Origin of the sequence: Pseudomonas sp. Tn43 (genome assembly GCF_014192635.1) — a bacterium.
GTDB lineage: Bacteria > Pseudomonadota > Gammaproteobacteria > Pseudomonadales > Pseudomonadaceae > Aquipseudomonas.
Genome location: NZ_JACHYG010000011.1, coordinates 16,225 through 38,361 on the forward strand (window position 1 = coordinate 16,225; position 22,137 = coordinate 38,361).

Genomic DNA, 22,137 nt, shown 5'->3' on the forward strand with positions numbered 1-22,137 from the left:
CGATATGAGTCTGAAATGGGTTGATGTGCTGGAAATCGCGATCCAGCTGGCTGAATCCAAGCCGGATGTGGATCCGCGTTATGTGAACTTCGTCGATCTGCATCAATGGGTGCTGGCATTGCCGGAGTTCAGTGATGATCCGGCCCGCGGTGGCGAGAAGGTGCTTGAAGCCATTCAGGCCGCCTGGATCGAAGAAGCAGACTGATTCTGCGCCGTACGCCGTTAGGCAATACCAAAGAACCCGCGTATAATTCGCGGGTTTAATTTTTCGCAAATTACCGTTTCTGGAGTTACACCATGGCTGTTCAACGTACTTTCTCCATCATCAAGCCTGACGCCGTTGCTAAAAACGTGATCGGCAAGATCACCACTCGCTTCGAAGACGCTGGTCTGCGCGTTGTAGCTTCGAAACTGAAGCAACTGTCCAAAGCCGAAGCCGAAGGCTTCTACGCTGAGCACAGCGAGCGCGGTTTCTTCGGTGACCTGGTTGCCTTCATGACTTCCGGTCCGGTTGTCGTTCAGGTTCTGGAAGGCGAAAACGCTATCGCTCGCAACCGTGAACTGATGGGCGCTACCAACCCTAAAGAAGCGGCTCCTGGCACCATCCGTGCCGACTTCGCCGAATCGATCGACGCCAACGCTGTACACGGTTCGGACTCCGAAGCCGCTGCTGCTCGCGAAATCGCATACTTCTTCGCAGCTACTGAAGTAACCACTCGCTAAGCATTGGCTTAAAGAGTGAAGGTGAATCCATGACTACATCGACTGTAAAAACCAACCTGCTGGGTCTGACTCAACAGGAAATGGAAAAATTCTTCGACTCAATCGGGGAGAAGCGTTTCCGTGCCGGTCAGGTAATGAAATGGATTCACCATTTTGGCGTCGATGATTTCGACGCCATGACGAACGTCAGCAAGGCCTTGCGCGAAAAGCTCAAGGCTGTTGCTGAGGTCCGTGGTCCGGAAGTAGTCAGCGAGGACATCTCCAGCGACGGCACCCGTAAATGGGTGGTGCGCGTGGCGTCCGGCAGCTGCGTCGAGACCGTGTACATTCCCCAGGGCAAACGCGGCACCTTGTGCGTTTCGTCCCAGGCAGGCTGTGCCCTGGATTGCAGTTTCTGCTCCACCGGCAAGCAAGGCTTCAACAGCAACCTCACCGCCGCCGAAGTCATCGGTCAGGTGTGGATTGCCAACAAATCCTTTGGCAGCGTCCCGGCGACCGTCGACCGTGCCATCACCAACGTGGTGATGATGGGCATGGGTGAGCCGCTGCTGAACTTCGACAACGTCATCGCCGCCATGCACCTGATGATGGATGACCTGGGCTACGGCATTTCCAAGCGCCGCGTGACCCTGTCGACCTCCGGCGTGGTGCCGATGATCGATGAGCTGTCCAAGCACATCGACGTGTCCCTGGCGTTGTCCCTGCACGCACCGAATGACGCATTGCGTAACCAATTGGTGCCGATCAACAAGAAATATCCGCTTAAGATGCTGCTCGAGTCGTGCCAGCGCTATATGTCGTCCCTGGGCGAAAAGCGCGTGCTGACCATCGAGTACACCTTGCTCAAGGACATCAACGACAAGGTTGAACACGCCGTCGAGATGATCGAGCTGCTCAAGAACATCCCGTGCAAGATCAACCTGATTCCGTTCAACCCGTTCCCGCATTCCGGTTACGAGCGCCCAAGCAACAACGCGATTCGCCGGTTTCAGGATCAGCTTCACCATGCAGGCTTCAATGTCACCGTACGCACCACCCGCGGTGAAGACATCGATGCCGCGTGTGGCCAATTGGTAGGGCAGGTGCTGGATCGCACCCGTCGCAGCGAACGTTATATCGCCGTGCGCGAGTTGAGCGCCGAAAACGATATCGCAACGAACGCCGCGAACAATAATTAAGAGAGGATCTCTATGTCCCTGCGCTTCGCGCTGCTTGTGCTGTTGGCCAGCCTCTGTGCTGGTTGTGTCCTGTCGGGCGATTTCAACCCGATGAAGACCAGCAAAGGTCGTGATGAAGCGCGTGCCGCCTACGTGCAGCTGGGCTTGGGGTATTTGCAACAGGGCATGACCGAGCGCGCCAAGGTTCCGTTGAAGAAGGCTTTGGACCTGGATAGCTCGGATCCTGACGCCAGCGCGGCGCTGGGGCTGGTGTTCCAGGCTGAGATGGAGCCGGAACTGGCTGATGAGCATTTTCGCAAGGCGCTGTCATCTCGTCCCGCCGATGCGCGAATCCTGAACAACTACGGCAGCTTTCTTTTCGAAGAAAAACGTTACAAAGAGGCGTATGAGCGCTTCGAACAGGCCGCCGCCGACACTCTGTATCCTGAGCGTTCACGGGTTTTCGAAAACCTGGGCATGACCGCTTCAAAGCTGGGGCAGCGTGATCTGGCCCGCCAGCAACTGGAAAAAGCCCTGCGTCTGAATCGGCAACAGCCACGTGCATTGCTGGAAATGGCTGAGTTGTCTTACGAAGACAGGCATTATGTGCCCGCGCGTGACTATTACGACCGTTTTAGCCTGCTCACCGAGCAAAATGCACGTAGTCTATTGCTCGGCGTTCGGCTGGCAAAAGTGTTCGAAGATCGCGACAAGGCCGCCAGTTTTGGCCTGCAATTAAAACGACTCTATCCCGGTACGCCGGAATATCAGCAATACCTGTCGGAGCAATGATGAAAGCGGCGCATCCCGAAGTTGTAGCAGCGAATCGCGTTAATCCCGGTGAGACTTTGCGCCAGGCCCGCGAAAGCAATGGCTGGTCGCTGGCCGAAGTGGCCCTCAAGCTCAACCTCACCGTCAATTCCCTGAGCAATCTGGAAGCCGGCGCTTTCGACAAGCTGCCTGGCCACACCTTTGCTCGTGGTTATATTCGCGCGTATGCCAAATTGCTCGGCATGGACCAAGCAGTTCTGGTCCAGCAGTTCGACCAATCCACCGGTACCGACGCCCATGGCAGCAACGTCCACAGCCTTGGGCGTATCGAAGAGCCGGTTCGGGTTTCCCACACCATTTTGCGAATTGTCAGCCTGCTGTTGCTACTCGCGGTGATCGGCGGTGGTTTTATCTGGTGGCAGGATCAAACTTCATTGCGTACCAAGGATCTGATCGGTCTGGCGCCGGAACACGTTGAAGTCGAAGGCGCCGACGGTACCACCCAGATCCATCCATTGGACGAGCCGGAAGACCAGGCCGTTGCGCAAGGTCAGGCTGAAGGTGAAACGCCGCTTGCGCTGCCTCAGGCCGAGTCCTCTACCGACACTTCGGCCCAGGAGCCAGTGAGTGTTGAAACGAGTGCACCGGTTCCAGCGCCAGTCGTTTCTGCAGTAACGCCTGCGGCTGTGGCCCACAGCACTGCTCCGGCTGTCGCGACACCGGCGACGCCAGCGACGCCTGCCCCCGCTGTTCCCGCTGTACCGGCCCCGGTTATCACGGCTCCAATCGCTCCGACCGTTCCTGCTCCCGCTCCGGCAGCTCCGGTGGCCGGCCAAGGCCAGGTTCAACTGCAATTCACCGCCGATTGCTGGACGCAAGTGACCGATGGCACCGGCAAGGTGCTGTTGAGCGGTCTAAAGCGTAAAGGTGAAAATGTTTCCGTTAGCGGCAAGCCGCCCTTTTCCGTGCGTCTGGGCTTCGCCCGTGGTGCGCAGGTCAGCTACAACGGGCAGGTGGTTGATGTCGCTCCGTTCATCAGTGGCGAGACTGCTCGCCTGAAGTTGGGTCAATAAGTCATGCACGGCGAATCTCCAATCAAACGTCGCGAATCCCGCAAAATCTGGGTCGGTAATGTGCCCGTGGGCGGCGATGCGCCTATCGCTGTGCAGAGCATGACCAACAGCGACACCAATGACGTGGCCGCTACCGTGGCCCAGATCAATCGTCTGGAAGCCGCTGGCGTCGATATCGTACGGGTTTCCGTGCCGGATATGGACGCCGCCGAAGCCTTCGGCAAGATCAAGCAATTGGTCAAAGTGCCATTGGTGGCCGACATCCATTTCGACTACAAGATCGCTTTGCGCGTCGCCGAACTGGGCGTCGATTGCCTGCGCATCAACCCGGGCAACATCGGTCGTGAAGACCGCGTGCGTGCAGTGGTCGATGCCGCCCGTGATCGCGGGATTCCCATCCGCATCGGCGTCAATGCCGGTTCCCTGGAAAAAGACCTGCAAAAGAAATACGGCGAGCCGACGCCCGCTGCGCTGGTCGAGTCCGCCTTGCGTCACGTCGAACACCTCGAACGCCTGAATTTCCAGGACTTCAAGGTCAGCGTGAAAGCTTCCGACGTGTTCATGGCCGTCGCCGCCTACCGCCTGCTGGCCAAGGAAATCGTTCAGCCGTTGCACTTGGGCATCACTGAAGCCGGTGGTTTGCGTTCAGGCACAGTGAAATCCGCCGTGGGCCTCGGTATGCTGCTCGCCGAAGGGATTGGCGATACTATTCGCATCTCGTTGGCGGCCGACCCGGTCGAGGAAGTGAAAGTCGGCTACGACATTCTCAAATCCCTGCACCTGCGTTCCCGTGGCATCAACTTCATCGCCTGCCCGAGCTGCTCGCGGCAGAACTTCGATGTGGTCAAAACCATGAACGAGCTGGAAGGGCGCCTGGAAGACCTGCTGGTACCGCTGGATGTCGCGGTGATCGGTTGTGTGGTCAACGGGCCGGGCGAAGCCAAGGAAGCCCATATCGGCTTGACCGGCGGCACGCCAAACCTGATTTACATCGACGGCAAGCCGGCGCAGAAACTGACTAATGACAATCTGGTGGATGAGCTTGAACGCTTGATCCGCCAGAAAGCGGCCGAAAAGGTCGAAGCCGACGCAGCGGTAATCGCTCGCGGCTGAGCCTGACTAAAGAGCCGAACGAATTTAAGGATTTATAGTGAGCAAGTCTCTGCAAGCCATTCGTGGCATGAACGACATCCTGCCCGAACAGACTCCCCTGTGGCGTCATTTCGAAGGTACCGTCTCGCGTCTGCTGGATAACTACGGTTACAAGCAGATCCGCATGCCGATTGTCGAGTTCACCGAGCTGTTCAAGCGCTCCATCGGTGAAGTGACCGACATCGTCGAAAAAGAGATGTACACCTTCGAGGATCGCAACGGCGACTCCCTGACCCTGCGCCCTGAAGGCACAGCGGCCTGCGTGCGTGCGGTGCTCGAGCACGGCATTACCGGCGGTGGTCAGGTACAGAAACTCTGGTACATCGGCCCGATGTTCCGTCACGAACGTCCACAGAAAGGTCGTTATCGCCAGTTCCACCAGATCGGTTGCGAAGTCTTCAACCTCGACGGTCCGGACATCGACGCCGAGCTGATCGTGCTGACCTGGCGCCTGTGGGGCGAGCTGGGTATCCGCAATGCGGTCAAGCTCGAGCTCAATAGCCTGGGCACCAGCGAGTCCCGTGGTCGTTATCGTGATGCACTGGTCGACTACCTGTCCGCTCGCCTGGATCAACTGGACGAAGACAGCCAGCGTCGTCTGAAGACCAACCCGCTGCGGGTTCTGGATACCAAGAATCCCGACACTCAAGCGGCATTGGCCGACGCGCCGAAGATGGCCGATTACCTCGACGAGGAATCCCGCGTGCACTTCGAGGGCCTCAAGGCTCGTCTGGACGCCGCCGGCATTCCTTATGTGATCAACCCGAAACTGGTTCGCGGGCTGGATTACTACAGCAAGACCGTTTTCGAATGGGTCACCGACAAGTTGGGCGCCCAGGGCACCGTATGTGCCGGTGGTCGTTACGACGGTCTGGTGGAGCAGATGGGCGGCAAGCCGACCACGGGCGTTGGTTTCGCCATGGGCATCGAGCGTCTCGTGCTGTTGCTTGAAACCCTGGAGCAGATCCCGGAAGAAATCTCCCGTCAGGTCGATGTCTATCTCTGCGCCTTCGGTGAAGCCGCCGAGCTGGCCGGCCTGGCCCTGAGCGAGCGTGTTCGTGATCAATTGCCCAACCTGCGCCTGCAAGTCAATGCCGGCGCCGGCAGCTTCAAAAGCCAGTTCAAGAAAGCCGACAAGAGCGGTGCGCTGTATGCATTGATCCTCGGTGAGGACGAAATGGCCCAGCAAGTGGTAGGTTTCAAACCCCTGCGTGGCCAGGGCGAACAACAAAGCATTGCCTGGGATGCGCTTGCTGCACACCTGGCCACCTGCATCGTGCAGGGTTGAAGCTGTCAAACAGCCGATTTAGCGATTAAGGAGTATTGGGGTGTCGAGTACCGAAGACGAACATCTGGCGGAGTTTAAGGACTGGTGGACACGCAACGGCAAGCCCCTGGTCACTGGCGGCCTGTTGGCGCTGGTCATCGTGTTCGGCTGGCAGGCCTTTCAGAAGTATCAGAGCAATCAGTCGCAAGGCGCCTCGATTCTCTATCAGCAATTGCTCGAAACCACGCTGACGCCTGATGGCAAGCCTGATGCTGCACGTGTTTCGGATCTGGCCGGCAAGCTCAACAGCGAGTTTGGCGGCACCGCTTATGCACAATACGGCAGCCTGTTCGTGGCCAAAGTTGCAGTCGACAGCGGCAAGCTGGACGACGCAGCCAGCGAACTGAAAGCCATTGTCGCCAAACCGGCCAACCCGGCGCTCGGCGAAATTGCCCGTCAGCGCCTGGCGCAGGTGCTGGCCGGCCAGAATAAGGTCGATGAAGCCCTGAAACTGCTCGAAGGCGATGCCGACAAAGCTTTCCTGGCCACTCGCGAAGAGCTCAAAGGCGACCTGCTGGTGCAGTTGGGTCGTACCGACGAAGCGAACGCGGCGTATCAGAAAGCCAAGGCGGCACTGTCGGATGAAGCGGCGGTTGGCGGCCTACAAATCAAGCTGGACGACCTGGCCAAAGGGGATGCGTGACGTGATCCGTTGGAAACATGCAGCATTGCTGGCTCTGGCCATACTGGCCGCGGGTTGCAGCAGCAACAGCAAAAAAGAACTGCCACCGGCCGAGTTGACCGACTTCAAGGAAGAAGTGGTGCTGCAAAAGCAGTGGAGTCGTTCGATCGGTGACGGTCAGGGCGAAACCTACAACATGCTGGTTCCGGCGATCGATGGCGATACCATCTATGCCGCCGACGTCACCGGTGTGGTGATGGCGATGGATCGCAGCAATGGCGACGTCAAATGGAAGAAAGATCTCGAACTGCCTGTCTCCGGCGCCGTTGGCGTAGGTTACGGTCTGGTCATGATCGGCACGCTCAAGGGTGAAATCGTTGCCCTGGATGCCAGCAGCGGTGAAGAGAAATGGCGCGCTCGCGTGACCAGTGAAGTCCTCGCGCCGCCGGCCACCAACGGTGACGTTGTTGTGGTTCAGACCCAGGATGACCGTCTGATCGGTCTGGAAGCCGCGACCGGCAACCAGCGCTGGTTGTATGACAGCACGCCGGCGGTTCTGACCTTGCGTGGTACCAGCGCACCGATCGTCACTAACCGCCTCGCGGTGGCTGGCCTGTCGACTGGTAAAGTGGTTGCTCTGGATGTTTCCAACGGCGTGCCGGTGTGGGAACAGCGTGTAGCGATTCCACAAGGTCGTTCGGAGCTGGAGCGTGTGGTCGATATTGACGGTGGCTTGCTGCTGTCCGGCGGTACGCTGTATGTCGCCAGCTACCAGGGTCGCGTCGCGGCGCTGGACCTGGAAAGTGGTCGTCAGCTCTGGCAGCGTGATGCTTCCAGCTATGCCGGCGTTGCCCAGGGTTTTGGCAGTGTCTACGTGAGCCTGTCTGCGGGCACTGTTGAAGGCGTCGACGAACGTTCCACCACTGCCTTGTGGAGCAACGATTCGCTGGCCCGCCGTCAACTGTCGGCTCCGGAAGTGTTCTCCAGCTATGTTGCAGTCGGTGATATGGAAGGTTACCTGCACCTGCTGAGTCAGGTGGACGGTCGTTTCGTCGGCCGCGAGCGCATCGACAGCGATGGCCTGCGTGCCCGTCCGCTGGTGGTGGGTGACACGATTTATCTGTATGGCAACAGTGGCAAACTGGAAGCCCTGACCATCAAGTAAGAACTATGCTTGGGGTTTAACCCCCAAGCGGCCCCGTTTTGCGGGGCTCGCAGCGCTTACAGGCGCTGCCCCGAGCACCAGCCGCTGCCTCGCAGCGGCTTTTGTATTTTCTGAAATAACGAAGTGGAGAGCCGCATGGTTCCCGTAATCGCCCTGGTGGGCCGACCGAACGTCGGCAAGTCCACCTTGTTCAACCGCCTGACCAGGACTCGCGACGCCATCGTCGGCGACTTGTCCGGTCTGACCCGTGATCGCCAGTACGGTGAGGCCAAGTGGCAAGGGCGTTCCTACATTCTGGTCGACACCGGTGGTATCTCCGGTGACGAGCACGGTATGGACGAAAAAATGGCCGAGCAGTCGCTGCTGGCCATTGAAGAAGCGGATGTCGTTCTGTTCCTGGTAGATGCCAAGGCCGGTTTTACTGCGGCCGACCAGATGATCGCCGAGCACTTGCGCAAGCGTAACAAGCGTTCTTACGTGGTTGCCAACAAGGTCGACAACATTGACCCTGAAATGGCCCGCGCCGAATTCGCCCCGTTGGGCATGGGCCACGCGATCCCGATCGCCGGCGCTCATGGTCGTGGCATCACTCAGATGCTGGAAATCGCCCTGAGCGACTTCCCGAAAGACGAAGAAGAATCGGAAGAAAGCGAAGAAGAGATCGTTGCAGAAGGTGAGGAAGCCAAGCGCATTCCTGGCCCAAGCGAAAAAGACGGTATCAAGATCGCCATTATCGGCCGCCCGAACGTTGGCAAGTCGACCCTGGTCAACCGCATGCTCGGTGAAGACCGGGTGATCGTTTATGACCAGCCCGGCACCACCCGCGACAGCATTTACATCCCGTTCGAACGTAACGACGAGAAGTACACGCTGATCGACACCGCCGGTGTGCGCAAGCGCGGCAAGATCCACGAAGAAGTCGAAAAGTTCTCCGTGGTCAAAACCCTGCAAGCGATCAAAGACGCCAACGTGGTGATCTTCGTGATGGACGCCCGTGAAGGCGTCGTCGACCACGACCTCAACCTGCTGGGCTTTGCCCTTGAGGCCGGTCGTGCGCTGGTTATCGCGATCAACAAGTGGGACGGCATGACGCCGAGCGAGCGCGACTTCGTGAAGGTCGAACTGCAACGTCGACTGTTCTTTGTCGACTTCGCCGATATCCACTTCATCTCGGCGCTGCATGGCACTGGCGTCGGCAACCTCTACGCGTCGGTACAGAACTCGTTCAAGTCCGCGGTCACCCGTTGGCCGACCAACCGCCTGACCCAGATTCTGGAAGATGCAGTCGGCGAGCACGCGCCACCGATGGTCAACAACCGTCGGATCAAGCTGCGTTACGCCCACTTGGGCGGTGCCAACCCGCCGATCATCGTGATTCACGGTAACCAGATCGAGAAGGTGCCGAAGTCTTACGTCCGTTATCTGGAAAACACTTATCGTCGTGTCTTGAAGCTGGTCGGTACGCCGATCCGCATCGAGTTCAAGGGGGGTGAGAACCCGTACGAAGGTAACAAGAACTCGCTGACCGACCGCCAGGTCAACAAGAAGCGTCGGATGATGTCGCACCACAAGAAAGCCGATAAAAAGCGCCGCGACAAGCGATAGAAGCAGCGGCGAGCCTCAAGCTGCAAGCCTCAAGTAAAAGCAGAAGGGTCCTTATCGGGACCCTTTTTTGTGTCTGGTGGTTTGACGCTTGACCACTTGCAGCTTGTCGCTTGAAACTTGCAGCTCACCTGCAGGGGCTCACCGATGATCACCAGTAAGCTGCCGAATGTCGGCATCACTATCTTCACTCAGATGTCTCAGCTTGCGGCGCAAACCGGGGCGTTGAACCTGTCCCAGGGTTTCCCCGACTTCGATGCCCCGCAGGCCCTGTGCGATGCAGTTGGTCGGCATATCGCCAATGGCCACAACCAGTATTCGCCGATGACCGGGCTTGCGGCATTGCGTCAGCAGATTGCGGCGAAGATTGCCCGCAGCTACGGCGTCAATGTGGATGTCGACCATGAAGTGACAGTCACTCCCGGCGCAACCCAGGCGATCTTCTGCGCTATTCAAGCCGTTATCCACAGCGGCGACGAAGTGATTGTGTTCGATCCGGCCTATGACAGTTATGAGCCCTCGGTTGAACTGGCCGGTGGTCGTTGCGTTCATGTGCCGTTGGGCCTGAATGATTTCGCCATCGACTTTCAGAAGCTCGGTGAAGCCATTACACCGCGCACGCGGATGATCATCCTCAACACCCCGCATAACCCAAGCGGCGCGCTGATCAGTCGTGCCGAGCTGGATCAGCTGGCGGCGTTGATTCGCGACCGCGACATTTATGTCATCAGTGACGAGGTCTACGAACACCTGGTGTTCGATGGTGTGCCCCATGTCAGCGTGTTGAATCACGAAGAGCTGTATCAGCGTGCTTTCGTGGTCAGCTCCTTCGGCAAGACCTATCACGTCACAGGCTGGAAAACCGGCTACGTGGTCGCACCGCCGGCCCTCACAGCGGAGCTGCGCAAGGTTCATCAATACGTCAGTTTCTGCGGCGTGACGCCATTGCAATACGCGTTGGCCGATTACATGGCCGAGCACCCGGAACACGTTGAAACGTTGCCGGGCTTCTATCAGGCCAAGCGCGATCTGTTCTGCGATTTGCTGGCGCCGTCGCGCTTCAGTTTCACCCGCGTGGCCGGTACGTACTTCCAGCTGGTCGATTACTCGCAGATTCGCCCGGACCTTAATGACGTCGAGATGGCGCTGTGGATGACCCGCGAACATGGCGTCGCGAGTATTCCGATTTCGGTGTTCTACCAGACGCCACCCGAAGGCCAGCGCCTGGTGCGCCTGTGCTTTGCCAAACGCGAGGAGACTCTGCGTGAAGCAGGGGAAAAACTATGCGTGATCTGAGTGCTTTGCCCAATCTGAATGTCGCGCTGATCCAGACGACCCTGGCCTGGCATGATCGTCTGGCCAATCTGCAGCATTTCGAGCCTTTGCTGGAACAGGCTCGCGGCGCTGACTTGATCATCCTGCCGGAAATGTTTACCACCGGTTTCTCCATGGAATCGGAAACCCTTGCCGAGCCGGAAAATGGCCCCACCAGTAAATGGCTGCGGGTTCAGGCGGCGAAGCTGGACGCGGTGATCACCGGCAGCATCATCGTCCAGGTGGCTGACGGCAGTCATCGCAATCGTCTGTTATGGGCGCGACCGGACGGGGAGGTGTGGCATTACGACAAACGTCACCTGTTCCGCATGGCGGGCGAGCACAACCATTTCACCCCGGGCGAGCGTCAGGTGCAGTTCGAATTGAAGGGCTGGCGAGTGCGGCCGCTGATTTGCTACGACCTGCGTTTCCCGGTCTGGAGCCGCGACCCTCAAGACACCGACTTGTTGCTGTACACCGCCAATTGGCCGGGCGCCCGGCGCCAGCACTGGAACCGTCTACTGCCGGCACGGGCGATCGAAAACCTCTGCTATGTGGCGGCGGTGAACCGTATCGGTACCGATGGCAAAGGCTTTGCGTATAGCGGTGACAGTCAGGTGCTGGATTTTCAGGGTGAGACGTTGCTCAGTGCTGGCAATGCCGATGGGGTATTCAAGGTCGTTCTGGACGCGGCGGAACTGGAGGCTTATCGCACGCGGTTTCCGGCGAATCTGGATGCGGATACCTTTGAGTTCACGTAACCGATCATTCCCACGCAGAGCGTGGGAACGATCAACAAAAAGGCCCCGAGGTTCTCACCCCGGGGCCTTTTGCATTGCAGCGCAGCCTTACGCCGCTTTCGCTTCCGGCTGGCTCAAGGAGCGATTCAGCGCGCTGAACAGGGCCTTGAAGCTGGCGGTGGTGATGTTCTCGTCGATGCCGACGCCGTGCACCGCACGTTCACCGTTTACGCGCAGTTCAATGTAGGCCGCAGCCTTGGCATTGGTGCCCGCGCCGATGGCATGTTCGTTGTAGTCCATGATTTCCACCGGAATCGGCAGACCGGCCACCAGCGCTTCCAGAGCACCGTTGCCCTTGCCGCGCCAATGCAGGTTGGTTTCGCCCTGGCCTTTGCTGGAGACTTCCACTTCCACGGCGCTGTGACCGTTTTCTTCCTGCAAGCGATGGCTGACCAGCGCATACGGCGTGTTGGCCTGCAAGTACTCGCTGTGCAGCAAGGCGTGGATCTGCTGGGCTGTCATTTCCAGGCCCAGACGATCGGTTTCACGCTGCACGACCTGGCTGAACTCGATCTGCATGCGGCGCGGCAAGTTGATGCCGTATTCCTGTTCCAGCAGGTAAGCGATACCGCCCTTGCCCGACTGGCTGTTGACGCGAATCACCGCTTCGTAGCTGCGGCCGATGTCGGCCGGGTCAATCGGCAGGTAAGGCACTTCCCACAGGGCGTCCGGTTGCTGCTGGGCGAAGCCCTTGCGGATCGCATCCTGGTGCGAGCCGGAAAACGCGGTGTGCACCAGGTCGCCAACGTATGGGTGACGTGGGTGCACCTGGATCTGGTTGCACTCTTCAACGACTTTGCGCACGCCGTCGATATCGGAGAAGTCCAGCTCAGGGTTTACGCCCTGGGTGTACAGATTCAGGGCCACGGTCACCAGGTCGACGTTACCGGTCCGCTCGCCGTTGCCGAACAGGCAACCTTCGACACGGTCGGCGCCGGCCATCAGGCCCAGCTCGGTGGCGGCCACGCCAGTGCCACGGTCGTTGTGGGTATGCAGGCTGATGATCACGCTGTCACGACGGTTGATGTGGCGACCGAACCATTCGATCTGGTCGGCATAGATGTTCGGGGTGGCGCATTCAACAGTGGCAGGCAGGTTGAGGATCACCTTGTGCTCAGGCGTCGGGTTCCACACCTCGATCACCGCGTCGCAGACTTCCTTGGCGAATTCCAGTTCGGTGGCGCTGAAGGTTTCTGGCGAGTACTCGAAAGTCCACTGGGTTTCCGGCTGCTGGGCGGCATATTTGACGAACAGCTTGGCGGCGTTTACGGCGATGGCCTTGATCCCGTCCTTGTCCTGATTGAAGACAATGCGGCGGAAGGAAGGGGAGGTCGCGTTGTACAGGTGAACGATGGCTTTCTTGGCACCGCGCAGGGATTCGAAGGTGCGCGCGATCAAGTCTTCACGACCCTGGGTGAGCACCTGGATGGTGGTGTCGTCCGGGATGTGGCCGTCTTCGATCAGCGTACGCACGAAGTCGAAGTCGGTTTGCGAAGCGGCCGGGAACGAGGCTTCGATTTCTTTCACGCCGACTTGCACCAGGGTTTTCCAGAAACGCAGCTTCTTGACCGCGTCCATCGGCTCGATCAGCGACTGGTTGCCGTCACGAAGGTCCGAGCTGCACCAGATCGGCGCGGCGGTGATGGTCTTCGATGGCCAGGTGCGGTCCGGGATATCGATGGTCGGGAACGCGCGGTATTTCGAAGACGGGTCTTTGAGCATGCTCATCGGGGAATCCTTATTGTGTGGGCCGAAAAAAGGCGGCCTGCCGGTGGATCAAAAAATTGGGATAAAGCGTAAGACGAGGCACCGCGATTCAACCTGGCAGTCGTGCGCTGACAAGGCACAGACTGCGGTGCTGGCGAAGCTGAATGAGGGTGTGAGAGGTTTTCATGCCTTCAACCCTAACCGCGGGGGGAAAGGATGGCAAGCAGTCGAAAAAAATTGAGAGGAATACTCGAAAAGCGGAGGTTTGCGCGATTTTATTGTGTTTTATTCGACCGATCGTTGTGATTTTTGCGTGGGGTTTGATAGGTGCGCAATTGCGCCGGTCGAGATATTTCAGTGTCTGGGAGTACGTCATCGCTAGCAGGCTAGCTCCCACAGGGGCGTTGTGTTGTGAACACGGTCCAATGTGGGAGCCAGCCTGCTGGCGATGAGGCCATTGGCCTCACAATACTTCAGGGCTGAAACGCGCCAATGAAAATCGCCGGATCCACCCGGGCATCATTCAGGCTGACGTTCCAGTGCATATGCGGGCCGGTCGCCCGGCCAGTCGCACCGACCTTGCCAACCACTCCACCGCGCGCCAGTTGCTGGCCGACCTTCACATCGATCTTCGACATGTGACAGAACATGCTGATGAAGCCCTGGCCGTGGTCGACGAATACCGTATTGCCATTGAAAAAGTAATTGCCGATCAAAATCACCTTGCCGGCGGCCGGGGTCTTGATCGGCGTGCCAGCGCCCACCGCGAAATCCAGGCCTGAATGGGGATTGCGCTCTTCACCGTTAAAGAAGCGGCGCACACCGAACTTGCTCGACAGCGGCCCATTGACCGGTTTATCGAGCAGCAGATTGCTCGGAGTGTTTGGACTGAAGGTGCGATAGGCGGCAATCTGCTCGGCCAGTTCACGCTCGATGCGCTTGAGATTCTCCGGGTCCGGATTGACCTGCTGGGTATTTTTCAGGGTGATGCGCTGTTCCGGGTATTTCTTGCTGCCGACAGTGAAACTCAGGTTGCGTGCGCCGCTGCTGATCGATTGGGCTCCCGGCTTGACCGTCAACGGCACGCCGACAATGGCCAGCCAGTTGTTCTGTTCCTTGACCACCAGCACCGGTTTGCCCTGATACATGGCCTTCGGTGCTTGTGCCGAAGTACCCAGGTCCACGACGGCTACACCGCCCGGCACCGGTTTGTTCAACAGGCGGGTGATGTAGCTGTCGGCATGGGCATTGAAGGTCAGGCACAGCAACAGCAAGGGAGCAAAAAAACGCGGCATGGATCAATCCAGTAAAGAAAGGGTGACAGGCGTCAGGTGATTGTCTTCGACGCGTACTTGCAGCTCGCCTTCACCCAGTTTGGCTTTCAGGCGCTGACCGGTATGGGTCTGGGCGGCGTTGCGAATCGCATTGCCGCGCTCGTCCAGCAGAATGCTGTAGCCACGGGCGAGGGTCGCCAACGGGCTGACCACGTGCAACGTCTGCATCTGGCTTTGCAGTTGCAGGCGGCGGGATTTCAGCCCTTCGCGCATGGCCCGGGGCAGTCGTTCGGCGAGGCTGTCGAGGCGCTGGCGAAGCATCGCCAATTGACGCCCCGGATGTTGACCGGCGAGGCGTGTTTCCAGGCGGATCAAGCGTTCGCGACGAGTATTGAGGCTGCGTTCGAACGCGCGACGCAGGCGCATGTCCAGATCATCCAGGCGCTGTGCTTGCTGACGCAGTCGTTCACCGGGATGGCGCAGGCGCCGGGTCATGCCTTCCAGACGCATACGATCGCGCATCAAGCGATCGCGGATGCGCATCACCAGGCGCCGATGCAGGCTTTCGATGCGTCGAACCAGATCACTGGAATCCGGCGCCAGCAGCTCGGCTGCGGCGGAGGGGGTAGGGGCGCGGACATCGGCGACAAAGTCACTGATCGACACGTCAGTTTCGTGGCCGACGGCGCTGACAATCGGCGTCACGCAGGCATCCACCGCGCGGGCCACGGCTTCTTCGTTGAAACACCAGAGGTCTTCCAGCGAACCTCCGCCTCGGGCCAGGATCAACGCGTCGAAACCACGGGCGTCCGCCAGTTTCAGTGCACGCACAATCTGCGCAGTGGCTTCGCGGCCTTGCACGGCGGTGGGGATCAGCGTCAGTTGGATCTGCGGCGCGCGGCGGCGGAACACACTGATAATGTCGCGGATCACCGCGCCGGTGGGCGAGCTGATGATGCCAATGCGTTGCGGGTGCGCCGGCAGCGGCACTTTGCGCTCGGCACTGAACAGGCCTTCGGCGCTGAGCTTTTCCTTCAGCGCGTCGAAGGCCAAACGCAGGGCACCGTCACCGGCCGGCTCCACGGTGTCGAGAATCAGTTGATAGTCGCCACGACCTTCAAACAGCGAAACCTTGCCGCGAACCTTGACCGCCAGACCGTCCTTCAGCGCCTGGCGAACCCGTGCGGCATTCTGCCGAAACAGCGCGCAACGCACTTGGGCGCCGCTGTCCTTGAGGGTGAAATACACATGGCCGGACGCCGGGCGAGCGAGGTTGGAGATTTCGCCTTCGACCCAGATGTTGCTGAACACGTCTTCGAGCAACACCCGCGCACGGCCGTTGAGCTGGCTGACAGTCAGGACTTCCCGGTCCAGGCCGAGTCTTGCAAAGGGATCTTTAATCATGGGGCGCATGATAAAGGCAATCTCCTGCGCAATGCACGATCCCCCTGTAGGAGCTGCCGCAGGCTGCGATCTTTTGATCTTGATTTTCGGCGAGGCTGAAATTGCTGAAGATGAAAGGATCGCAGCCTTCGGCAGCTCCTACGCCGATCGGGTGAAGTGCTCAACAAATTGCTGGACCAGCGCCGTGGGGTTTTGCCGGCAGGCGAGGGCGACGGTGCTGTGGCAATCCGGGTCGGCCAAGGGGAGGAAGTGGATATCCAACGGTGCGATGTCCTGCATCGATTCCGGTAACAGCGCGATGCCGAACCCGGCCTGGATCAATTGCAGTTGCGTGGTTTTGCGTGACACCACTCGAGCCGCCTGAGGAAAGAATCCTTGGCGCATGCACAACTCGGCAGACAGATAGCTCAAACCGCCACGCTGTGGATGAGGGATGGAAATAAACGCCTCATTCTTCAACTGCGCCAGATCGATGCCTCGGGCGGACTTATCCACAGCCAGCCGATGATTCGGCGGCACCGCCAGCAACAGACGCTCGCGGTACAGCGGAACAATCTGCACGCCTTCACGCTGGCGCAACACCGGCAGGCGCAACATACCGACATCGAGACGACCTTCGGCCAGCTCTTCCAGTTGCGCCTCGGAGGACAGCTTGACGATGTCCATCGACACACCGGCGTGCCGATCCAGATAGTCGCTGATGCCTCGCAGCAGCCGACCGCTCATGGGCACCGTGCTGGAGTGACTCAGACGCAACACGCCGAGTTGACCGCTGCCCACCTGGGTGGCCATCTCGCCAGCCTTGCTCAGTTCATTCAGCAGGTTTCTCGCCCGTGGCAAAAAGGCTTCACCCGCCGCCGTCAAACGGGGCTGGCGCGCGGTGCGTTCGAACAGCGGCGTTTGCAGTCGGATTTCCATGTCTTTGATCTGCCGGCTCAAGGCCGATTGCGCAATAAACAGTCGTTCGGCTGCCGCGCTGAAGCTGCCGCTCTCGGCGATTTCCACGAAGTAACGCAATTGGCGAGTTGAAAGCACCAGGTATGCCTTTTCGAGATGGGTGGTCGACGTTGAAGATATTAGTCGCAACGCTCGGCGCTGGCTAAAGTCATCGCAGGAATAAAAGGAAGCCGTGTCGATGAATGTGCTGGAGTTGTTAAACCAATGGCCGTGGGTTGCGATGGATTGGCTGGTGATTGGGCTGGGCGTTGCGCTGGCCTACATCGTGTTCGGCATTGCTGGTTTTGGTACCGCGCTGGTGGCAGGGCCGATTCTGATCCTGTTCATGCCGCTGTCGAAAATCGTGCCGCTGCTGGTGTTGCTGGATTTCGTCGCCGCATTCGGCAATCTGCTGCCCTCGCGGCGGGATGTGGCGCGGCCCGAATTACTGCGACTGCTGCCGTGCATGGCGGTGGGCTGCACGTTGGGGGTGATTTTTCTGCTGAACCTGAAGTCCGATGTTTTGCTGCTGCTGATGGGGTTGTTTATCAGCACTTATGCAATTTACAGCTTGTGGATTAAAACCCGTCCGGCGCAATTGTCCGCCGGGTGGGCAATGCCGATGGGCACGGTGGGCGGGATGTTCGGGGCGCTGTTTGGCAGTGGCGGCTTCTTATATGCAATCTATCTGAACAGTCGGCTGCCCAAGGACGCGGCCCGGGCGACTCAGAGTGCGCTGATCAGTTGCAGCACCGTGGTGCGTTTGAGCCTGTTTGCCATCGCCGGTGTGTATGCCGAGCTACCCTTGTTGGTATTGGCGCTGTGTTTGTTGCCGGCGATGGCGCTGGGCTTGTGGATCGGCCGGCGGTTGACCATGAAATTGTCCCGCGAGACATTCGTGCGGCTGGTGACCTGGCTGGTGCTGGCCAGCGGGATTGCCTTGATCGGGCGCTACTTGAGTACTTGACCGGATTTCGTCAGGGATTAAGCTGCCGGCCGCCTTGGCGTTATCGCGGGCAAGCCTCGCTCCTACAAGGGATTGGTGTTGTTCCATAAATTTCCCTGTAGGAGCGAGGCTTGCCCGCGAAGGCGTCATCCGACACACCGCAGAAATATCCATTTGACGCAGTAGGCTTGCACCATGAACTCGCAAAGCATCATCGTCCCGAAAATCTCCACCCTGCCGGTGCATGAACCCCGGGCCCGGGCGGTCGTGCGTTGGCTGGTGCGCAAGAACATCATTAAAGAAGAACTGACCACCTGTGGCCGCACCGGCAATCGCATGGCCCACGCCATCGCCGACGGTGCCCGCGCGGTAGTTTTGCACCCTGACGCGCTGCCGTTCGGCGAGCCGGTCAATGGCCTGGAAATCATCACCAAGCGCTGCATCTACACACCGGCCAAGGGGTTTCTCGAAGAAGCCGGCTGCGCCGAGTGCCGCAAGGAGATCGGCGAAGCATTGTTCGAAAGCCTGGAAGACTGGATGCCGGGGCGTACCGATAATTTCACGTGCCCTGAGTGCGGGCATGAAGATGACATCAACGGCTTTCTGTTCTTGCAGGAATGCGGTTTTTCCAACCTGGGTTTCATCTTCAACAACTGGCTCGAGGCCGGGTTCACGCAGAGCTTCATCGACGAATTCGCCGATTGGCTGGATCAACCTGTGAGCTGGGTCAAAGTCGAACTTTAAACCTGGGCTGGTTCCGTACTGTAGGAGCGAGGCTTGCCCGCGAAGGTATCGCTGCGGTACATCAGATGCACCGAGTCGATGCCTTCGCGGGCAAGCCTCGCTCCTACGGGATTCGTGTGCCAAAACCTCCGTCGATCACCGCGTCGATAATAGACAGAGTTTTACATTGAACCCGAGGGGGTGTCTGACTATAATGGCGCGCTTCCATTTTCCCGCTCGGGAGCCCCCGCGATGCTGCGTATCAGCCAAGAAGCTCTGACCTTCGACGACATTCTTTTAGTGCCCGGTTATTCCGAGGTTCTTCCTAACGAAGTCAGTCTCAAGACCCGCCTTACCCGTGGCATCGAGCTGAATATTCCACTGGTTTCTGCTGCCATGGACACCGTTACTGAAGCCCGCTTGGCAATTGCCATGGCTCAGGAAGGTGGCATCGGCATCATTCACAAGAACATGACCATCGAGCAGCAAGCTGCCGAAGTGCGTAAGGTCAAGCGGTACGAGGCCGGCGTGGTCAAGGACCCGATCACCATCGAGGCTGACGCCACGGTTCGTGAACTGTTCGAACTCACCCGCCTGCATAACATCTCCGGCGTACCGGTACTGCACGATGGCGACCTGGTCGGCATCGTCACTTCCCGTGACGTGCGTTTCGAAAACCGTATGGATGCCGCCGTCCGTGAAGTGATGACGCCTAAAGAGCGTCTGGTCACGGTCAAGGAAGGCGCCAACAAGAACGACGTGCGCGAACTGCTGCACAAGCACCGTATCGAACGCGTGCTGATCGTCGATGACAAATTCGCCCTCAAAGGCATGATGACCGTCAACGACATCGAAAAAGCCAAGGCCTATCCGCTGGCGAGCAAGGACGATCAAGGTCGTCTGCGCGTTGGCGCTGCGGTCGGTACCGGTAAAGACACCGGTGACCGCGTAGCTGCCCTGGTCCACGCTGGCGTTGACGTGGTAGTGGTCGACACTGCTCACGGTCACTCCAAAGGCGTGATCGACCGCGTTCGCTGGGTCAAGCAGAACTTCCCTGAAGTGCAGGTCATCGGCGGCAACATCGCCACCGGCGCTGCCGCCAAGGCCCTGGCCGAAGCTGGCGCTGACGCAGTCAAGGTCGGTATCGGCCCTGGCTCGATCTGCACCACCCGTATCGTCGCCGGCGTCGGCGTCCCGCAAATCAGTGCCATCGCCAACGTCGCCGCAGCCCTCGAAGGCACCGGCGTTCCGTTGATCGCCGACGGCGGCATCCGTTTCTCCGGTGACCTGTCCAAGGCCATCGTTGCCGGTGCTTCCTGCGTGATGATGGGCTCCATGTTTGCCGGTACCGAAGAAGCGCCAGGCGAGATCGAACTGTTCCAGGGCCGTTCTTACAAGGCTTACCGTGGCATGGGTTCGCTGGGCGCCATGTCCCAGGCTCAAGGTTCCTCCGACCGTTACTTCCAGGACTCCTCGGCCGGCGCCGAGAAACTGGTTCCGGAAGGCATCGAAGGGCGTGTTCCGTACAAGGGCACCCTGAGCGCCATCATCCATCAACTGATGGGCGGCCTGCGTTCCTCGATGGGTTACACCGGCAGTGCCGACATCGAAGAAATGCGTACCAAGCCTGAGTTCGTGCGGATCACCGGCGCTGGCATGGCCGAGTCCCACGTTCACGACGTACAGATCACCAAAGAAGCGCCAAACTATCGGGTCGGCTGACGCCGACAGCTATAAGCCACAAGCTAAGAGCTGCAAGCGGTACTGCGATTACGCAGCTACCGCGCAGCTTCCGACTACTTGCAGCTTGCAGCTTGAAGCTAGCAACTGCTTTTTGAGTTCTTTCCCATGTCCCTCGACATTCACGCTCACCGCATCCTGATCCTCGACTTCGGTTCCCAGTACACCCAGCTGATTGCCCGCCGTGTGCGTGAAATCGGCGTGTACTGCGAACTGCATCCGTTCGACATGGACGACGAGGCGATTCGCGAATTCGCTCCAAAAGGCGTCATTCTCGCCGGCGGCCCCGAGTCCGTGCACGAAGCCGACAGCCCGCGCTGCCCGCAAGCGGTGTTTGACCTGGGCGTTCCGGTCTTCGGTATTTGCTACGGCATGCAAACCATGGCTGAACAGCTGGGGGGCAAGGTCGAAGGTTCCGATCTGCGCGAATTCGGTTACGCCCGCGTTGATGTGGTCGGCAAGAGCCGCCTGCTCGATGGCATCGAAGACCATATCGACGCCGATGGCCTGTTCGGCCTCGACGTATGGATGAGCCACGGTGACAAGGTCACCAAACTGCCGGAAGACTTCCACATTCTGGCCAGTACCCCGAGCTGCCCGATTGCCGGCATGTTCAGTGACGAGCGCCGCTATTACGGCGTGCAGTTCCACCCGGAAGTGACCCACACCAAACAGGGCGGCCGCATCCTCTCGCGCTTCATCCTCGACATCTGCGGCTGCGAAGCCCTGTGGACCCCTTCGAAGATTGCTGAAGACGCCATCGCCCAGGTCCGCGCCCAGGTTGGCACCGACAACGTGTTGCTCGGCCTGTCCGGCGGCGTTGACTCCTCGGTGGTTGCCGCGCTGCTGCACAAGGCTATCGGCGACCAGTTGACTTGCGTCTTCGTCGACAACGGCCTGCTGCGCCTGCACGAAGGCGAGCAAGTGATGGCCATGTTCGCCGAGAACATGGGCGTCAAGGTGATCCGCGCCAACGCCGAGGACCAGTTCCTCGACAATCTGGCAGGCGAAAGCGACCCAGAGAAAAAGCGCAAGATCATCGGCCGTACCTTCATCGACGTGTTCGATGCGCAATCCAGCAAACTGGATAACATCAAGTACCTCGCCCAAGGCACCATTTACCCGGACGTGATCGAGTCGGCTGGCGCGAAAAGCGGCAAGGCTCACGTGATCAAGTCGCACCACAACGTGGGTGGCCTGCCGGAAGAAATGAACCTCAAGCTGGTTGAACCCCTGCGCGAGCTGTTCAAGGACGAAGTCCGTCGTCTGGGCCTGGAGCTGGGCTTGCCGTACGATATGGTCTACCGTCACCCGTTCCCGGGCCCGGGCCTGGGCGTGCGGATTCTTGGTGAAGTGAAGAAGGAATACGCCGACCTGCTGCGTCGCGCCGACCACATCTTCATTGAAGAACTGCGTAAAGCCGACTGGTACCACAAGGTCAGCCAGGCGTTCGTGGTGTTCCAGCCAGTGAAATCGGTGGGCGTTGTCGGCGATGGCCGTCGTTACGCTTGGGTTGTTGCCCTGCGTGCCGTGGAAACCATCGACTTCATGACCGCGCGTTGGGCTCACCTGCCTTACGAACTGCTGGAAACCGTTTCCGGCCGCATCATCAACGAAATCGAAGGCATCTCCCGCGTTACTTACGACGTGTCGAGCAAGCCGCCGGCGACGATTGAGTGGGAATGATCCCGCACAAGCCTT

Annotated in this window: 20 protein-coding genes; 16 read left to right on the forward strand and 4 right to left on the reverse strand. The window is 59.1% G+C overall.

Going from position 1 to position 22,137, the window contains the following annotated elements:
* Window positions 1–4: 4 nt before the first annotated feature.
* From iscX to FHW68_RS22895, 12 genes are all read left to right on the forward strand, one after another.
* Window positions 5–205: a Fe-S cluster assembly protein IscX gene (gene iscX / locus FHW68_RS22840; RefSeq protein ID WP_007929528.1), complete on the forward strand. Its 201-nt coding sequence runs from the start codon at window positions 5–7 to the stop codon at window positions 203–205.
* A 92-nt stretch (window positions 206–297) separates the two neighbouring features.
* Complete coding sequence (gene ndk, locus FHW68_RS22845) at window positions 298–723, forward strand: nucleoside-diphosphate kinase (RefSeq protein WP_016773329.1); 426 nt, start codon at window positions 298–300, stop codon at window positions 721–723.
* Between the two features lie 29 nt (window positions 724–752).
* Window positions 753–1,901, forward strand: a complete 1,149-nt coding sequence (rlmN, locus tag FHW68_RS22850; RefSeq protein WP_095632454.1) for a 23S rRNA (adenine(2503)-C(2))-methyltransferase RlmN — start codon at window positions 753–755, stop codon at window positions 1,899–1,901.
* 12 nt (window positions 1,902–1,913) lie between these two features.
* A complete protein-coding gene (gene pilW, locus FHW68_RS22855) occupies window positions 1,914–2,672 on the forward strand; it encodes a type IV pilus biogenesis/stability protein PilW (protein WP_183683208.1) in 759 nt (252 codons plus the stop codon).
* Window positions 2,672–3,724, forward strand: coding sequence for a RodZ family helix-turn-helix domain-containing protein (locus tag FHW68_RS22860; protein ID WP_183683210.1), 1,053 nt, complete (start codon window positions 2,672–2,674; stop codon window positions 3,722–3,724). Before pilW ends, FHW68_RS22860 begins: the two co-directional genes overlap by 1 nt.
* Before the next feature lie 3 nt (window positions 3,725–3,727).
* Window positions 3,728–4,837 carry a flavodoxin-dependent (E)-4-hydroxy-3-methylbut-2-enyl-diphosphate synthase gene (ispG, locus tag FHW68_RS22865; RefSeq protein WP_008070966.1) on the forward strand — a complete coding sequence of 370 codons (1,110 nt, stop codon included), beginning with the start codon at window positions 3,728–3,730 and terminating at the stop codon, window positions 4,835–4,837.
* 37 nt (window positions 4,838–4,874) lie between these two features.
* Window positions 4,875–6,164 carry a histidine--tRNA ligase gene (hisS, locus tag FHW68_RS22870; protein ID WP_183683212.1) on the forward strand — a complete coding sequence of 430 codons (1,290 nt, stop codon included), beginning with the start codon at window positions 4,875–4,877 and terminating at the stop codon, window positions 6,162–6,164.
* Window positions 6,165–6,204: 40 nt separating this feature from the next.
* Window positions 6,205–6,846 carry a tetratricopeptide repeat protein gene (locus tag FHW68_RS22875; RefSeq protein WP_183683214.1) on the forward strand — a complete coding sequence of 214 codons (642 nt, stop codon included), beginning with the start codon at window positions 6,205–6,207 and terminating at the stop codon, window positions 6,844–6,846.
* Complete coding sequence (gene bamB, locus FHW68_RS22880) at window positions 6,839–7,990, forward strand: outer membrane protein assembly factor BamB (protein ID WP_183683216.1); 1,152 nt, start codon at window positions 6,839–6,841, stop codon at window positions 7,988–7,990. Before FHW68_RS22875 ends, bamB begins: the two co-directional genes overlap by 8 nt.
* A 135-nt stretch (window positions 7,991–8,125) precedes the next feature.
* Entirely contained in the window at window positions 8,126–9,595 is a 1,470-nt protein-coding gene (gene der / locus FHW68_RS22885) for a ribosome biogenesis GTPase Der (RefSeq protein ID WP_095632449.1), read from the forward strand.
* A 144-nt stretch (window positions 9,596–9,739) separates the two neighbouring features.
* On the forward strand, window positions 9,740–10,888 hold the full coding sequence (locus FHW68_RS22890; protein ID WP_183683219.1) for a pyridoxal phosphate-dependent aminotransferase: 1,149 nt from the start codon (window positions 9,740–9,742) through the stop codon (window positions 10,886–10,888).
* A complete protein-coding gene (locus FHW68_RS22895; protein ID WP_183683221.1) occupies window positions 10,876–11,667 on the forward strand; it encodes an amidohydrolase in 792 nt (263 codons plus the stop codon). The genes FHW68_RS22890 and FHW68_RS22895 overlap by 13 nt, the downstream gene beginning before the upstream one ends.
* Before the next feature lie 87 nt (window positions 11,668–11,754).
* Here FHW68_RS22895 and leuA read toward each other — a convergent pair whose 3' ends face one another.
* The 4 genes from leuA to FHW68_RS22915 form a co-directional block, all read right to left on the reverse strand.
* Window positions 11,755–13,434, reverse strand: coding sequence for a 2-isopropylmalate synthase (gene leuA, locus FHW68_RS22900; protein WP_095632446.1), 1,680 nt, complete (start codon window positions 13,432–13,434; stop codon window positions 11,755–11,757).
* 452 nt (window positions 13,435–13,886) lie between these two features.
* Window positions 13,887–14,708, reverse strand: coding sequence for a peptidoglycan DD-metalloendopeptidase family protein (locus FHW68_RS22905; protein WP_095632443.1), 822 nt, complete (start codon window positions 14,706–14,708; stop codon window positions 13,887–13,889).
* 3 nt (window positions 14,709–14,711) lie between these two features.
* Window positions 14,712–16,091 (reverse strand): exodeoxyribonuclease VII large subunit, encoded by a 1,380-nt coding sequence (xseA, locus tag FHW68_RS22910; RefSeq protein WP_095632546.1) that lies wholly within the window; start codon window positions 16,089–16,091, stop codon window positions 14,712–14,714.
* A gap of 138 nt (window positions 16,092–16,229) precedes the next feature.
* A complete protein-coding gene (locus tag FHW68_RS22915; RefSeq protein ID WP_183683223.1) occupies window positions 16,230–17,126 on the reverse strand; it encodes a LysR family transcriptional regulator in 897 nt (298 codons plus the stop codon).
* Window positions 17,127–17,226: 100 nt separating this feature from the next.
* Here FHW68_RS22915 and FHW68_RS22920 point away from each other — a divergent pair, with 100 nt between their 5' ends.
* The 4 genes from FHW68_RS22920 (at window position 17,227) to guaA (ending at window position 22,122) form a co-directional block, all read left to right on the forward strand.
* A complete protein-coding gene (locus FHW68_RS22920; protein ID WP_095632441.1) occupies window positions 17,227–17,994 on the forward strand; it encodes a sulfite exporter TauE/SafE family protein in 768 nt (255 codons plus the stop codon).
* A 174-nt stretch (window positions 17,995–18,168) separates the two neighbouring features.
* Window positions 18,169–18,717: a sugar ABC transporter ATPase gene (locus tag FHW68_RS22925; protein ID WP_095632440.1), complete on the forward strand. Its 549-nt coding sequence runs from the start codon at window positions 18,169–18,171 to the stop codon at window positions 18,715–18,717.
* A gap of 231 nt (window positions 18,718–18,948) precedes the next feature.
* Window positions 18,949–20,418, forward strand: a complete 1,470-nt coding sequence (gene guaB, locus FHW68_RS22930) for an IMP dehydrogenase (RefSeq protein WP_095632439.1) — start codon at window positions 18,949–18,951, stop codon at window positions 20,416–20,418.
* Window positions 20,419–20,544: 126 nt separating this feature from the next.
* Complete coding sequence (gene guaA / locus FHW68_RS22935; protein ID WP_095632438.1) at window positions 20,545–22,122, forward strand: glutamine-hydrolyzing GMP synthase; 1,578 nt, start codon at window positions 20,545–20,547, stop codon at window positions 22,120–22,122.
* Window positions 22,123–22,137: the final 15 nt, after the last annotated feature.